Annotated in this window: 12 protein-coding genes; 8 read left to right on the top strand and 4 right to left on the bottom strand. The window is 59.5% G+C overall.

What is annotated here, in order from left to right:
- Positions 1-69: 69 nt before the first annotated feature.
- The 3 genes from R3D51_12355 to ubiA all read right to left on the bottom strand — a co-directional run bounded on the left by R3D51_12355 (position 70) and on the right by ubiA (position 3,470).
- Positions 70-1,917: an ABC transporter transmembrane domain-containing protein gene (locus R3D51_12355; GenBank protein ID MEZ5900271.1), complete on the bottom strand. Its 1,848-nt coding sequence runs from the start codon at positions 1,915-1,917 to the stop codon at positions 70-72.
- Positions 1,917-2,198 carry a DUF4170 domain-containing protein gene (locus R3D51_12360; GenBank protein ID MEZ5900272.1) on the bottom strand — a complete coding sequence of 94 codons (282 nt, stop codon included), beginning with the start codon at positions 2,196-2,198 and terminating at the stop codon, positions 1,917-1,919. The genes R3D51_12355 and R3D51_12360 overlap by 1 nt, the downstream gene beginning before the upstream one ends.
- 303 nt (positions 2,199-2,501) lie before the next feature.
- Entirely contained in the window at positions 2,502-3,470 is a 969-nt protein-coding gene (ubiA, locus tag R3D51_12365; protein ID MEZ5900273.1) for a 4-hydroxybenzoate octaprenyltransferase, read from the bottom strand.
- 198 nt (positions 3,471-3,668) lie between these two features.
- Between ubiA and R3D51_12370 the strand changes: the two genes are divergently transcribed.
- The 3 genes from R3D51_12370 (at position 3,669) to R3D51_12380 (ending at position 6,277) form a co-directional block, all read left to right on the top strand.
- Positions 3,669-4,409, top strand: a complete 741-nt coding sequence (locus R3D51_12370) for a 16S rRNA (uracil(1498)-N(3))-methyltransferase (GenBank protein MEZ5900274.1) — start codon at positions 3,669-3,671, stop codon at positions 4,407-4,409.
- A gap of 160 nt (positions 4,410-4,569) precedes the next feature.
- On the top strand, positions 4,570-5,952 hold the full coding sequence (locus R3D51_12375; protein ID MEZ5900275.1) for a glutamate--cysteine ligase: 1,383 nt from the start codon (positions 4,570-4,572) through the stop codon (positions 5,950-5,952).
- An 88-nt stretch (positions 5,953-6,040) separates the two neighbouring features.
- Positions 6,041-6,277, top strand: coding sequence for a hypothetical protein (locus R3D51_12380; protein ID MEZ5900276.1), 237 nt, complete (start codon positions 6,041-6,043; stop codon positions 6,275-6,277).
- A gap of 44 nt (positions 6,278-6,321) precedes the next feature.
- Here the strand turns inward: R3D51_12380 and R3D51_12385 are convergent, their stop codons facing one another.
- Complete coding sequence (locus R3D51_12385; protein ID MEZ5900277.1) at positions 6,322-7,296, bottom strand: LysR family transcriptional regulator; 975 nt, start codon at positions 7,294-7,296, stop codon at positions 6,322-6,324.
- A 374-nt stretch (positions 7,297-7,670) separates the two neighbouring features.
- Here R3D51_12385 and R3D51_12390 point away from each other — a divergent pair, with 374 nt between their 5' ends.
- The 5 genes from R3D51_12390 (at position 7,671) to R3D51_12410 (ending at position 14,297) form a co-directional block, all read left to right on the top strand.
- Positions 7,671-9,116 carry an FAD-linked oxidase C-terminal domain-containing protein gene (locus R3D51_12390; protein MEZ5900278.1) on the top strand — a complete coding sequence of 482 codons (1,446 nt, stop codon included), beginning with the start codon at positions 7,671-7,673 and terminating at the stop codon, positions 9,114-9,116.
- Positions 9,117-9,218: 102 nt separating this feature from the next.
- A complete protein-coding gene (locus R3D51_12395; GenBank protein MEZ5900279.1) occupies positions 9,219-10,442 on the top strand; it encodes an FAD-binding protein in 1,224 nt (407 codons plus the stop codon).
- Between the two features lie 76 nt (positions 10,443-10,518).
- The gene (glcF, locus tag R3D51_12400; GenBank protein MEZ5900280.1) at positions 10,519-11,886 is read left to right on the top strand and encodes a glycolate oxidase subunit GlcF; all 1,368 of its coding nucleotides are present in this window, start codon (positions 10,519-10,521) and stop codon (positions 11,884-11,886) included.
- A 239-nt stretch (positions 11,887-12,125) separates the two neighbouring features.
- A complete protein-coding gene (locus tag R3D51_12405; protein ID MEZ5900281.1) occupies positions 12,126-13,064 on the top strand; it encodes a hypothetical protein in 939 nt (312 codons plus the stop codon).
- Positions 13,065-13,106: 42 nt separating this feature from the next.
- The gene (locus tag R3D51_12410) at positions 13,107-14,297 is read left to right on the top strand and encodes a GNAT family N-acetyltransferase (protein ID MEZ5900282.1); all 1,191 of its coding nucleotides are present in this window, start codon (positions 13,107-13,109) and stop codon (positions 14,295-14,297) included.
- The last annotated feature ends 21 nt before the right edge of the window (positions 14,298-14,318 follow it).

Genomic DNA, 14,318 nt, shown 5'->3' on the forward strand with positions numbered 1-14,318 from the left:
CGACAACGGTTGGGCCGGGAATGACGACCCTCCGCCAGCCTTCTTAAATCCGAATGGGATCCGCCAATCCTAATTGACCAGGGCGCCGTCATGGGGACTGCCGGCGAGGCGCGAGTAGGCGCCTTTGCGCGCAAGTAGCTCGTTGTGGTCGCCGCGTTCGATGATGCGACCGTCTTCCATAACGCAAATCAAATCGGCCCGCTGCACGGTCGAAAGCCGATGGGCAATGACGAGTGTGGTGCGGTTGGTCGTGAACCGAGCAAGCGCTTCCTGCACCAGTCGTTCGCTCTCGGTGTCGAGAGCGCTGGTTGCCTCGTCAAGAAGAAGTATCGGCGCATCCTTGAGGATGGCGCGCGCAAGGGCGATGCGCTGGCGCTGTCCTCCAGACAATCGTCCCCCGCCATCGCCGATCAATGTATCGTAGCCTTGCGGCTGCGTCATGATGAAGTCATGCGCAGCCGCCGCCTTGGCCGCGGCGCGGATCTCCTCAGGGGTGGCGTGAAGCTTGCCGAGCGCAATGTTGGCCGCGATGGTGTCGTCGAACAAAGTGATGTCCTGGCTGACAATCGCGACGCGATCCCTTAGCGAGGCCAAGGTGACGTCGCGCACGTCCTGGCCGTCGATCAGGATCGCACCCTCGGTTACGTCGAACAGTCTTGGCACCAGGTTTATGATCGTGGATTTGCCGGCACCCGATCGTCCTACCAGCGCTATGGTTTTGCCACCTGCCACCTCAAGCGTGAAGTCGGTGACAGCGCGTACCTTGCTGGAAGGATCATAGGCAAATCCGACGTTGCGGAAGCTGATGGCGCCGGATTTGAGCATAAGCGGCTTGGCGTTCGGCCGATCGACGATCTTGGGCTGCTCGTCGAGAAGCTCATAGACACTCTCGATCGCGGCAAGTCCCTCCTGGATTTTGCCAGACAGATTGCCAAGCGCGCGGATCGGTTGAGCCGCCATGAGCAGCGCCGTGATGAAACCCATGAAATCGCCGACCGTCGAGATACCGCCTGCAATGCGCAGGTAGGCGAAGGCAACGACGCCCGCGACGGCAAGGCCGCCAAGTGCTTCCAAGAACGGATCGAGGCGCGCACGGGTACGGACCGCCTTGAGGCGAAGTTTAAAGACCTGCTCGAAGCTCGCGCCCAGCTTCTTGGATGCATAATCCTCCAGCCGGAAGGATTTGATGAGCCGTGCGCCTGACAAGTTCTCCGACAGCAGCGAAGTCATGTCGCCAAGCTCGTTTTGCGTCTGCTTGGCAACGCGGCGCAGTCTTCGTGAAATGAGCGCAATCGGCACGGCCGCCAGCGGATAGACCGCCAACACGACAAGGGTCATCATCCAGTCGAGGTAAAGCATGGAGATGACGAGCGCGAACACCGAAAGCGTATCGCGAATGGCCGAGTTCATCGCAGCCGTAACGGCTGACTGAATGAACGAGATGTCGTTGGTCAGCTTGGATACGAGTCGTCCCGGGGTGTCGCGCGTCAGACGCGAAAAGTCCGCCGAGATAAGATGAGAAAATGCGAGTTGCTGGAGATCGGTTGTCAACCGCAGCACCAGGCGATTGGTGGCGACGTTTTGCAGATAAAGAAAGATGCTGCGCACCGCCGTGATGCCGATGATCGCAAACAAGACGAACCTCAGCAAAGAAGCATCGGCATGTTCGCTCTTCATCAGCGTGTCGAACGAGAGCTTGATAACCGTCGGGTAGCCGCCGGTTGCCGCCGCGAGGCAAGCTGTGAGAACAAGGGTCCACAACAGTTCGCGCCAACGCGGCCAGACCCAATCAGACATGAAACGGCTGAGCAGCACGCGCGATTCCTCATCGAACCGCAGGCCGCGCTTGGAGGGTTTGACGGTGGCGGTTCGTTGGGTCGCCAGATCCGTCCCTGCCGTCTCAGTCGTTTTCGTCATCAAGTCGCGTGTCCGCCACCGCTTTTGCCGGCCGCCGCAAGTTCAGGCGACAGCAGGCGATGAAGATGGACGATGAAGTAGCGCGTCGTAGCATTGTCGACAGTGCGCTGAGCCGCCCCCTTCCATGCAGCGTAAGCAGTTTCGTAGTTCGGGAACACCCCTACGATATCCACATGGTCCAGGTCTCGGAACTCGTGGCTGTGGAGATCGGTAAGCTCGCCGCCGAAAACGAGGTGCAAAAGCTGAGGCTTGTGGTCGGTGTGGCCGGATTTTTGGGTCATAGATCGTCCGTCTTGTGGTCAAATGATGCTAAAGGCTTAAGCCTCGTGTCTACAAGGAGCAGCCCCCGCTTCAAAGCCCAAGTTTTCATCGTTTTATCGATGAAGTGTGCAAAATCGATGCGGCGAAGTAAGCGGTTGTTTACCCTGTTCCTTAGGACGATCTGAACACAAATGTGACAGATTGAACAAAATGCCTGAGGACGCAGCCCGGGCTCGAAAGTCGACAGTGATATGCGGCGTGTTTGTCCCCGGGGGCAAATGCGCCGCAATTATGTTAAGGCCTTGAAAATGCACTCATTCGAATCAGCTGAACCCTGCAAACCACGACAGCGCCATATCGGCGACGATGGCGAGAAACACTGCCGCGCCGACATCCCTGTTTGATCGGAACCGCCGCAGACAATTGGCGGGGTTCTTGGTGTCGAGCGTCGCCACCTGCCAGGTCATCTGAAGGAAGACAAGCGTTATGGCGAGAAAATAGATTAGGTGGGTGCCGGCCATCAGCCCTGCAGCAAGCCACAGGACGACAGCGCCGCCATAGAGCGCGCCAACCCACGACACGGTGTTGTCTCCGAAAGTCAGCGCCGTTGAGCCAAGTCCGAGCAGCGCGTCGTCGTCCTTGTCCTGGTGCGCATAGATCGTGTCATAGCCGACAGTCCACAGGACGCATCCGGCGTAAAGGAGCACGGCAGGCCAATCCAGCGAGCCCTTGACTGCAGCCCATCCCACCAGCGCGCCCCAATTGAACGCAAGCCCCAGCACAATCTGCGGATAAGACGTGAAGCGCTTGGCGAATGGATACGAGGCGACGATGATGAGCGAGGCAATTGCGAGCAGGATGGTGAAGGTGTTGAGGCACAAGAGGACCGCGAGCCCTATGAGCGACATAAGCAGAACAAAGATGAGCGCGCCGCGCGGCGTTACTTGTCCGGACGGAATGGGGCGGCTCCGGGTGCGCGTCACCTGAGCGTCGATGTCGCGGTCGACGTAGTCGTTATAGGCGCATCCCGCAGCGCGCATAGCCACTGCACCGATGGCGAACAGCAGGAGCAATGAAATACTTGGGAAGGGTTGGCCACGCTCAGCTTCGGCCAGCGTCTGCGACCACCAGCAGGGAAACAGCAATAGCCACGAGCCTATAGGACGGTCGAAGCGGCCCAGCCGCAAGTATGGCCGCCAGGACGCGGGTGCCCAGCGGTCCACCCAATTATGGGACGGGGCATCGGCGACTGCGGAGTCTGGTCGGGGGTCGAGGGTCGTGTCCTGCTGCATGTTCGAAGAATCGACACTCCTTGTCGGGCCTCAAAAGAAATGATTGCCAGCCCGCTCTCCGCGTAAGCCTAGACGGGGCGGCGGTTCTGGGCAATCTGGTGCCCTATGGCGTATCCCTGTTGCCCTAAGGCTTTGCGCGCCGCGCTGCCCGCAATTGTGGCTTGCGCGGCTCTATGTAGCAGCTAAGACGCTTGGATCATGGCAGTCCACGATTTCACATCGGAACGTCTTTTCGTCGAAACCAGTCTGGCTCCCGACACAAGTCTGACCCTGGCGAGCGAGCAGGCGCACTATTTGCTCAACGTGTTGCGCATGTCCGCCGGCGGAGAGATCCTGGTCTTCAACGGCCGTGATGGGGAGTGGCGCGCTCGGCTTGAGGATGTAACCAAGCGCACCGCCAGTCTGCGCGTCATGGAGCAGACCCGTCCGCAGTCAGACGGGCCAGCAATCCACTACCTGTTCGCACCCCTCAAACATGCCCGTCTCGATTATATGATCCAGAAGGCGGTCGAGATGGGCGTAGTACGGCTCAGTCCGGTGATGACGCACCGAACCGTGCCCGGACGGGTCAATGCCGAGCGTATGCGCCGCAATGCCATTGAGGCAGCCGAACAGTGTGGTGTCTTGCGTGTTCCCGAGATCGACGACATCGCGCCACTCCCCAAGAGGCTGGATGCTTGGGATCCCGCTTGCCCTCTGATTTTTTGTGATGAAGATGCTGCGGTGACGGACCCCGTCTCCGCTTTGGAGATGTTGAAGCCAGGGCCTGTCGGCGTGCTGATCGGTCCTGAAGGCGGGTTCGATGCCGAGGAGCGGAGGCTTCTTCTGTCGAAGAGCTTTGTAACCGCCATCTCGCTAGGCCCAAGAATCATGCGCGCCGATACAGCGGCAGTGGCGGCGCTTGCGCTGGTTAATGCAACTCTAGGCGATTGGCGTTAGTTGCGCTGTTCCAGCAACTTCAAACCTAAGACACCTTGCTTGTGGCCCGCAGCATCGCCATAACCATGCGCACGCCAATGGTGTTTGCCCGGTCTATTCCGGTCTTCCACCTGCCGTGTCCAGGAACCAAGCCCCGCTACAGCCCAGGGACTTCAGCTCGATGTCGACGCGCGAAGATGGCGCACAAAGCTCTCAGATCGAAAGCCGAGCCGATCTTGTCGCCTGGATAGCTGCTGGCGAAAAGCCGAAGGCCGACTGGCGCATTGGCACGGAGCACGAAAAGTTCGTGTTTCGCACGATCTCGCTTGAGCCCGTGCCCTACGACGGACCTCGCGGCATCCGTGCTCTAATGGAGCAGCTGGTAGGGCGGTATGGCTGGGTCCCCATTATGGAAGGGGACAACATCATCGCTTTGAAGCGGCCGGAAGGTCCGCTGGGAGGCAATATCTCGCTGGAGCCCGGCGGACAGTTTGAGCTGTCGGGCGCGCCTCTTCAGACGTTGCACGAAACGGCGACTGAGACGGCGCGTCACCTCTATGAGGTTTTGGACGTGGGCGAGGACCTCGCCATCGGCTTCCTCGGTGTAGGCTTCTCGCCTAAGTGGACGCTGGCAGAGACGCCGCACATGCCCAAGCAACGCTATGCCGTCATGACCCGATACATGCCACAGGTCGGCAGCCGCGGTCTCGATATGATGTATCGCACGGCAACGGTTCAGGTGAATCTCGATTTCGCCAACGAAGCCGATATGGTCAAGAAGCTGCGAGTCTCATTGGCGTTGCAGCCTATCGCGACGGCGCTGTTTGCATCTTCCCCTTTTACCGAAGGCCAGCCAAACGGCTTTCAGTCCATGCGTAGCGAGGTCTGGCGTGACACGGATAAGCGGCGCACGGGTATGCTGCCGTTCGTGTTCGAGGACGGCATGGGTTATGAGCGGTACGTGGAGTATGCGCTCGACGTGCCTATGTACTTCGTCTATCGCGCGGGAAAATACATCGACGTCGCGGGATCATCCTTCCGAGACTTCTTGGCGGGCAAGCTCAAAGGTTTGGAAGGTGAATATCCCACCATCGACGATTGGTCGGATCACCTCACGACACTGTTCCCCGAGGTGCGTCTGAAGCGTTTTCTGGAAATGCGCGGCGCAGACGGCGGCCGCTGGAGCTTGATCACGGCGCTTCCGGCATTCTGGACCGGACTGCTCTATGACGAGGCCGCACTGGATGCGGCTTGGCAATTGGTCAAGAACTGGACCGCAGAGGACCGGGAAGCGTTACGCAACCACGTGCCCAAGACTGGCCTCAAGACGCCGTTCCTGGGCACGATCGTCAACGAGATCGCCCGCGAAGCGGTGGGTATCGCGCGACTTGGGTTGAAAAACCGCGCGCGGATCAACGCGAAGAGCCAGGACGAGACGATCTATCTTGCGCCGCTGGAGGCGATTGTCGGTCGCGGGCGGACGGTTGCAGACGAGCTTTTGGAGAGATTCAACGGGCGTTGGCATCGCGATATTGACTGTATCTTCGAGGAATTCGCATTCTAGAGCTTGCTGGACGGTTCAGTTTCCGTTCATGCAACCAGGAGTATAAAAACCCTAACGGAGGCTCATTTTGCCTCTGCGGGAGGCGTGAATGCGAAAAATCCTTTTTATGCTGTCGCTCTGCGCCAGTTTTTTTCTGGCTGGCGCGCATGGCATACGTGCCGAGGAGCCCGCAATTTCGCGTACTTTCCAGGTGGCTGGGGCGAGCGACTGCCAGAAGCGTTGTCAGGCCCAGGAAAACCAGTGCCGGATGGCGAGCAAGGATCTCGATTCCAGCTCCTGTGCCGCCAAATTCCTGGCCTGCATTCAAAGCTGCCGGGGCCGTTAGCCGCTGGGCGTTATATTCTGTCAAATTCCCTCTAGGTGACTGACTTATGCGCGGGCGCTCTTGCCTGCGACCCGCTGCAGCGGCTTTGCTGCAACGCCACCGACGCCGTTGTTTAAAGATGCAGGGCGCTGCCATTGCGGCTCGCCTGCATATAGCTCGGCCAGAAACTCAATGAAGGCATGAACCTTAGAAGGCATGAACTCGCGGCATGAATAGACCGCATAGATGGCGTTGTTGGGCGTACCTTCGTAATCCGGCAGTACGACGCGCAACTCGCCGCGCTCGATATCCTTTGCAACGTCCCACCAAGCCCGCAGCCCGATCCCAAGACCTTGCAAAAGTGCAGTGCGTGTGAAGTCGGCGGAGTTGGAGCGAATATTGCCTTTCACGCGTAGGTCGTGTGGACCATCCGGACCTTCCAGCCGCCAGAGATCTTGTGCGCCGGCGAGCAGGCAGTTGTGACCTTCCAGTTCGGCAAGATCCTTAGGCGTTCCAGCGCGCTCTAAATACAGGGGAGAAGCGCACATCACGCGCTTCTCATTTGCAAGTTTGCGCGCCACGAGGGAGGAGTCCTCCAATTCTCCGATCCGGATTGCGACGTCGAAGCCTTCGCGGATGATGTCGACGAAGTGGTCGGATAGGTGGACGTCGAGTTCGATATCGGGATAGCGGGCCAAAAATGTGGGCAGATGCGGAGCGATGTGGAGGCGGTTGAACGTGGTGGGCACCGAAATTTTGAGCGTGCCGCGGGGTTTTGTGTTGCGGCGCGAGACATAGTCCTCCGCTTCTTCCACCAGGCTCAGGATGTCCACGACGCGTTTGAAATACCCCTCGCCCGTTTCAGTCAGCGTGAGCTGGCGGGTGGTGCGCTGGAAAAGGCGGGCGCCGAGCCGTTCTTCGAGCAGGCTGATCCTTTTGGAGACGACGGCAGGAGACAATCCCATCTCGCGGCCCGCCGCCGACATGTTGCCGGTGCGTGCTACCCGTGCGAAAATGTCCAAGTCGCTAATAGCTGTCACGTTCGGATCCCTAGGCGTGCTGGTTCTTTGCGTCCTGGGTTGCGCCGCGTGTGCTCCCATTGCTTTACGTTCTGCCATGAACAAAGTGTTCCGCTAAATCGTCTTAGATGAAGGACTGTTTTTCCCCAGAGAGTAAACTCGCCTCAGGGTGGCCTGTACAGCAATAGCGCCGGCGAGGGCATTTCCTGCGGTATTTGCTCCAATTGATGAATGTTCACTCTTATCAAAGCTGTCATAATGCGAACACTAAACTTAACGGGATGGTCCGGCGGGGCGTCAAAATCTCTTCGAACCTCCCCAACACGGTGCCAAGGGTTGCGCTCTCAAGGTGCGTCTTGCGGTATGGTGGCCAAGAGGCCGAAGGAGGTCATCGCGTGTCTTTCGTGAGCTTGCCGGACCCTGACTCCGGCGTGCTGGCCCGCCGTAATCTGATCGTGGAAGGGCTCAGCAAACTAGTCGGACCCGACGCGCTCATCATCGATGAGGACGGCCGACGTGCATTCGAAACGGACGCCTTGACGGCATACCGGCGCGTTCCGCTGGTTGTTGTTCTTCCGCGCACGACCGAGGAGGTTTCCCGTGTGCTGCGGTACTGCCACGACAACAGTTTGAAGGTCGTTCCGCGCGGGGCTGGCACATCTTTGTGCGGTGGTGCGCTGCCGGGAGAGGATACCGTCGTCGTCTGCGTCTCGAAGATGAACCGGGTGCTCGACATCGACTATGCGAACCGCACGGCTCGTGTGGAAGTCGGCATTACCAATCTTTCGATCTCGGGCAAGGTGGCGGCCGAGAACTTCTTTTATGCGCCCGATCCTTCCTCGCAGCTCGCGTGTACGCTGGCAGGCAATCTTGCGATGAACTCGGGCGGTGCGCATTGTCTTAAGTACGGCGTTACCACGAACAATGTACTCGGACTCAAGATCGTGCTTATCGACGGCACCGTCGTGGAATTCGGCGGTGCGTATCTGGAGCCAGGCGGATACGACTTCCTGTCGCTGATCATCGGCTCTGAAGGACAGTTTGGCATCGTCACCGAAGCGACTGTGCGCATCTTGAAAAAGGCTGAGGGTGCGCGGCCCATGATGGTCGGCTTCTCGTCGCCCGAAGCCGCTGGCCAGTGTGTCGCCGGCATCATTGGCGCGGGTATCATTCCGGTTGCCATTGAATACATGGACAAGCCCGCGATCCAAGTGTGTGAAGCCTACGCGCGCGCCGGCTACCCGCTCGACGTCGAAGCTCTCCTCATTATCGAGGTCGAAGGATCCGAAGACGAGATCGAGACCCTTCTGGCTCGCATCACCGAGATCGCAAAGCAGTTCGAGCCGAAGTCTTTTGAAGTCAGCGCCGATGAGGATCAGAGCGCCAAGATCTGGGCGGGCCGCAAAGCCGCATTTGGCGCGATCGGACGAATTTCCGACTATTATTGCATGGATGGGACCATCCCGCTTGGACAGCTGCCGATGGTGCTGGGCCGGATTTCTGAAATCTGCTCGGGCTATGGCCTCAAGGTCGCAAACATCTTCCATGCGGGCGACGGCAACCTGCATCCGCTCATCCTATACAATGCCAACGATCCGCAGGAGGCTATGAAGGCCGAAAGCGCCGGCGCTGACATCCTCAGGCTGTGCGTAGAAGCGGGTGGCTGTCTGACGGGCGAACACGGGGTCGGCATCGAGAAGCGCGACTTGATGACCGTGCAATTCTCGCCGACTGATCTTGCCGTCCAGATGCGCATCAAGACGGTGTTTGATCCGGACTGGCTGTTGAACCCGAGCAAGGTGTTCCCGCTAGAAGTGAGCGCAAACCGACAGGCCGCTTAAAAACAGGCAGCTTGAAAGGTGCGCCGTTGCGCGCTTTTCTAGAGTTAAAAGTCAGCAAGGCACATAGAAGGCCAAAGCTGAGACGTGAAAGGAAACGACCCTGTGAGTGAATTGTGGCGGCCTGCCGTGGAGTGGGAACTGCGCAGCATGATCGCGCAGCTTGTCGAGGGCGGCCGTTCGGTCGAGGTTGTAGGCCACGGCTCGTTGCGCGGGATCGGGCGCCCGGTAAAGAACGACGTGACCATCACTACAACCTCATTGCGCGGCGTAACCCTCTATCAGCCTACCGAGCTGGTCATGTCTGCGCGCTCCGGCACGCCCCTTGTCGAGATTGAAGAAGAGCTGGCTGCTCATGGTCAGATGCTCGCATTCGAGCCCATGGACATTGGCCCGGCCAGCGGCGGCCCTGCCGGTGTGCAGACGATTGGCGGGGTATTCGCCAGCAACATGCCAGGCTCCCGCCGAATCTCTGCCGGTGGTGCGCGTGACCATTTGCTTGGCGCCACCGCCGTCAACGGCCGAGCCGAGCTGTTCAAATCGGGCGGTCGGGTGATGAAAAACGTCACCGGTTATGACGTCGCGCGCGGGCTGACGGGAAGTTGGGGCACCCTCGCGATCCTTTCGGAAGTGACGTTCAAGGTCTCGCCGATGCCGGAGGCTACGGTGACACTCGCTTATCCAGGACTACCCGACGATCTCGCAGTTGAGGCCATGACGACGGCGCTCGCGACGCCCTATGACATCTCGTCGGCGGCGCATCTGCCGAAGGGAACGGCAGCACGGCTCACCGACCCTCGGCTTGCTGGGCTCGATACGTCGTTGACGCTTATTCGGCTTGAGACCTTCGCCAGTTTCGTTGCCGGCCGTTCTGGCAAGTTGAAAGAAGCACTGAAGGTCTACGGAGCGCCGTTGGAGCTGGACGAGGAGCAGTCGAAGTCGGTGTGGGGCGACATCCGTCATCTCAAGCTGATGCCGTATTCGCCCGACACAAGTCTTTGGCGCATCTCGACCACGCCGACCAAGGCCGCCGAGATCGTCGCTGCCATCAGCCGGTTCATGGCGACGAATGTGATCTACGATTGGTCAGGCGGGCTGATCTGGCTGGAGGTTCCAGCTGCCGCCGATGCGGGCTCGGCAGATGTGCGGCGGGCTGTCGCCGTGCGCGGCGGCCATGCCACCTTAATCCGTGCCGCTCCGGAAGTCCGCCATGCGGTGGAAGTCTTCGAGCCCATGAAGCCCGAGGTCGAGCGTTTGACGCGCGGCCTCAAAGCCGCGTTCGATCCTCGCAACATGCTCAATCCGGGTCGCATGTATGCGGGGCTTTGAGCTGCTGTCTGTGCTATAGCTAAAAACCTCGCAAAAGACGCCTCGTTCGACACGTGCGCCCAGAAAAAGAAAAGCGATGCAAACCAATTTCAAGCCAGATCAGCTGACCAATCCTGTAACGGCCGATGCCGAGAAGATTCTGCGGCGGTGCGTCCATTGCGGTTTGTGCACGGCGACTTGTCCGACCTATCTGGTCTTGGGGGACGAGCGTGATAGTCCGCGCGGTCGCATCTATGCCATCAAGGACATGATGGAGCGTGCTGTTGACGCGCCGCCGGAGGTTTCCAAGCATATCGACCGGTGCTTGTCGTGCTTCTCGTGCATGACCACGTGTCCCTCGGGTGTTGACTATATGCATCTGGTTGAAATCGCGCGAAATCACATTGAGAAAACGGGACAGCGAAATTTCCGCGATAAGCTGGTGCGTCGGATGCTGGCTGAAACGGTGCCCTTTCCGCGTCGTTTCCGGTGGGCGCTGCGTGCTGCGCCGCTCGGCCGTCCATTTTCCGGTTTCATGAAGCGGATAGGCTTGAAGCCGATTGCCGCGATGCTGGATATGGCGCCAAGACAAGTCTCGCGCCAGCGGTTCATCGGGCCAGGCAAGGCTGAGATCACCAAAGGAACCCGCAAGGCCCGAGTGATCCTTTTGGCGGGCTGCGCGCAACAGGTTCTGCGCCCGCAGATCAACGATGCCACCATTAGACTGCTCGGCCGCAACGGTGTCGAGGTCGTGATCTCAGCGGACGCGGGCTGCTGCGGCGCCTTGACGGGCCACATCGGCATGGAGGAGCAGGCACTCGAAGCTGCGCGGCGGAACGTTGATGCGTGGTCGAAGGAAATCGCAAAAGAGCCGGTCGACGCTATTCTCATCAATGCGTCCGGTTGCGGCACAACCGTGAAAGACTACGGCCATCTGCTTGCGCGCGATCCGGATTATGCCGAGCGCGCCAAGAAAATCTCAGAACTCGCCAAAGACGTCAGCGAGTTTCTCACCTCGCATGATATTGGCGCGCCGTTGCGGTGGACGTCGCTGAAGGTGGCATATCATTCGGCCTGCTCGATGCAGCACGGTCAGCGCATCACGCGCGAGCCGAAGGCGCTTCTGAAGAAGGCAGGCTTTACAGTGCTCGACATCCCTGAAGCGCACATCTGCTGCGGTTCGGCTGGTGTCTACAACATCCTTCAGCCAGAGATCGCCGGCGCGCTGCTGGAGCGCAAGTCCGCGAACATTAAGGGGCTGCGTCCCGATCTGGTGGCGGCGGGAAACATCGGCTGTATCGCGCAGATTGCGCGCGGCGTTCCTTATCCCGTCGTCCACACAGTCGAATTACTGGATTGGGCCCACGGCGGGCCGGTGCCGGAGGGGCTTGAGGCCCTGGAGGAGTTCGCGACCGACGTGCCGGTACCAGCTCAGCGGCGCGTGGACGACTATATCCGTGCCTAATACGCACTATCGGTCTGCGTCACGAACTGGAAAAAGTGAATTACGTCAGGCACTAGGCGGATTTTTCTACCACCATTGACATTAAGCGCCATACTGGGATTAAGGCGTTAGAACCTGCACGGTGCTTGCAAGGTTGGCAGCGCGTGGGCCACGCCGTCTCATAATGATGCGGCGTGTCCGATCCTGGCCGCGTCCGCGCGGACCGAACAGCAAGCTGATACGACTTCAAGGTGATGCGTATGTCGGACCCGATCTTTACAAACTGGACTGCGGACTTGACGGCCAAGTGGGCCAAGGCGCCGCTCAAGGCGACCCACCGGCTCCATGAGCATCCGCTGTTCTCGTTCGATGCGCTTGCCGATCTGATCGACCGATATCCACGATCGCAGTACGCGCTTGTGCAAATGGGTCCGCAAGGCTCTCCGCGCCGCACCTGGCGTGAGGGCGACATCGGGGGCGTCACTGGCGACAAGGTAATCGAGGCCATTCGTAATGGACGCATGTGGCTCAACCTGCGCAACGTGGGCGAGGTGGATGCGCGTTATCGCGAATTGCTCGATGAGGCATTCGAAGAGGTTGCTCGTAATGTTCCAGGCTATAAGACCTACGCCCGCACCAACGGTATCCTGATCTCTTCGCCCAACGCGCAAGTTTATTATCACTCCGATCTGCCCGGACAGTCGCTGTGGCAGCTTCACGGACGCAAACGCGTATTCGTCTATCCCAACACTCCGCCGTTCTTGACTGAAGAGCAGCTTGAGAGCATCGCGCTGTTCGAGGTTGAGGTCGATATGCGATACGAGGCCGAATACGACCAGCACGCGCAGGTATTCGAGATCGGCGGGGGCGAGATGCTTCACTGGCCTCTGAACGCGCCGCATCGTGTCGAAAATCTCGATTGCCTTAACGTTTCGATGACGACCGAGTACTGGACCGAAGAAATCCGCCGCAGCCAGATGATCAATATGGCCAACGGCATCTTGCGCTACAAGGCCGGTGTGAAGCCTAAGAGCCGCGCCACGCAAGGGCTCGGCTTCTGGGCCAAGGCCGCGCTTCAGGCCGGTGTAAAACGCGCCGGGTTGCTGAAAAAAGAGCGCCAAGCCCGCCGCATCGTCGAATTCAAGCTCGATCCGGTCCGGCCGGGCGCAATCATTGATTTCCAACAGGCTGCTGAATGACCAGCGCCGCCGCGTGGCGAGAAGGGCAGGAACGAAAAGGCTGTGGCAACCTTGAGTGAAAACGCTGCCGTTGATGGGACGACCTCTGTCTCGCATGGCGGAATATGGCGGGCGCCGCGGTTCATCGCGGAGGTGTTCGACGGCGCCGATGAGGCACTGGCTGCGCTCGATAGTGTGCAGGAGGGCCTTGTTTCAACGGGCTTTCAGTCGACTAATTGGCTTACGGTTCTTTACGAGGATCTGGCGCCCGCCAAGCAGGCCATGCCGCGCCTTGTCGTCGTTACAGAGCGAAACAGCGGGGACGTCGCGCTCATTCTGCCGCTCGTCGTGTACACAAAGAGAAACCTGAGAATTGCTCGTTTTGCCGATCTTGGGGTCTCCGACTATGGCGTTCCCATTCTTGGGCCGGCGGCGTTGAAGAAGCGCCGTTCGATACGACGGGCATGGCGGGCCGCTCGCCATTCGCTGCGCGATGTCGATATGATCCGTCTGGAGCGGATGCCTGCGCGGATTGCAGGCCGTCCCAACCCGCTCGTAAGCCTCCCCGGCGTGACACCTGCCCGTCACAATGGAAATCTTCTCGTCATCGAGACGACGGTCGAAGACTTCTTGCGGGATCGCGGCAAGAAATATCGCAAGGAGGTCGAGCGTTGCACGCGGCTATGGGAAAAGGAGGGTGAGCCCCGCTTTGCCCGCGCCATGACAGCCGCCGAAATTGCACGCGCCTACTCTGTGCTCGAAGAGCAGCAGCACGCGCGTCACGCTGCGCTGGGCAGCAAGTACATTCTCAATCAGCAGGCCTATCGCGCGTTTTACGAACGCCTGGTGATGGACGGTACCGAGTGCGGACTTGGCTATCTGTTCACTCTGGAAGCGCGGGGCGAGATCGTTGCTGGGTTGTTTGGCATCTTGCACGATGGGACCTTCACGCTGCTGCGCATTTCAAACGGCGGCGAACCCTGGAGCCACCTCTCGCCGGGAAGGCTCGTGATCGTGGAGGCGATGAAGTACTTTGTCGCGCACGGCGTGCGCCGGTTCGATTTCGGCATTGGCGACTATCCCTTCAAACGCGGTTTTGGGGTTGCCGAGGTGCCGCTTTATGATCTGTTCGTGGCAAAGGATCTGGCAGCGCTGCCGAAGACGCTTTACCACCGGGCGGTCGCCCATGCGCGCAAGAGCCCCACGATCCGCGGGCTGGTGCGTCGGCTAAAGGGCCACGCTGAAAACGCCTAGATGACCCACCCCCCACAGTTT

Source organism: Hyphomicrobiaceae bacterium, assembly GCA_041397645.1.
Taxonomy (GTDB): domain Bacteria; phylum Pseudomonadota; class Alphaproteobacteria; order Rhizobiales; family Hyphomicrobiaceae; genus Hyphomicrobium_B.

Excerpts from the sequence above, each read along its gene's own strand:
- R3D51_12370 (MEZ5900274.1), top strand. The coding sequence starts at position 3,669 with ATGGCAGTCCACGATTTCACATCGGAACGTCTTTTCGTCGAAACCAGT.
- R3D51_12375 (MEZ5900275.1), top strand. The coding sequence starts at position 4,570 with ATGTCGACGCGCGAAGATGGCGCACAAAGCTCTCAGATCGAAAGCCGA.
- R3D51_12360 (MEZ5900272.1), bottom strand. The coding sequence starts at position 2,198 with ATGACCCAAAAATCCGGCCACACCGACCACAAGCCTCAGCTTTTGCAC.
- R3D51_12405 (MEZ5900281.1), top strand. The coding sequence starts at position 12,126 with ATGTCGGACCCGATCTTTACAAACTGGACTGCGGACTTGACGGCCAAG.
- R3D51_12355 (MEZ5900271.1), bottom strand. The coding sequence starts at position 1,917 with ATGACGAAAACGACTGAGACGGCAGGGACGGATCTGGCGACCCAACGA.
- ubiA (MEZ5900273.1), bottom strand. The coding sequence starts at position 3,470 with ATGCAGCAGGACACGACCCTCGACCCCCGACCAGACTCCGCAGTCGCC.
- R3D51_12380 (MEZ5900276.1), top strand. The coding sequence starts at position 6,041 with ATGCGAAAAATCCTTTTTATGCTGTCGCTCTGCGCCAGTTTTTTTCTG.
- glcF (MEZ5900280.1), top strand. The coding sequence starts at position 10,519 with ATGCAAACCAATTTCAAGCCAGATCAGCTGACCAATCCTGTAACGGCC.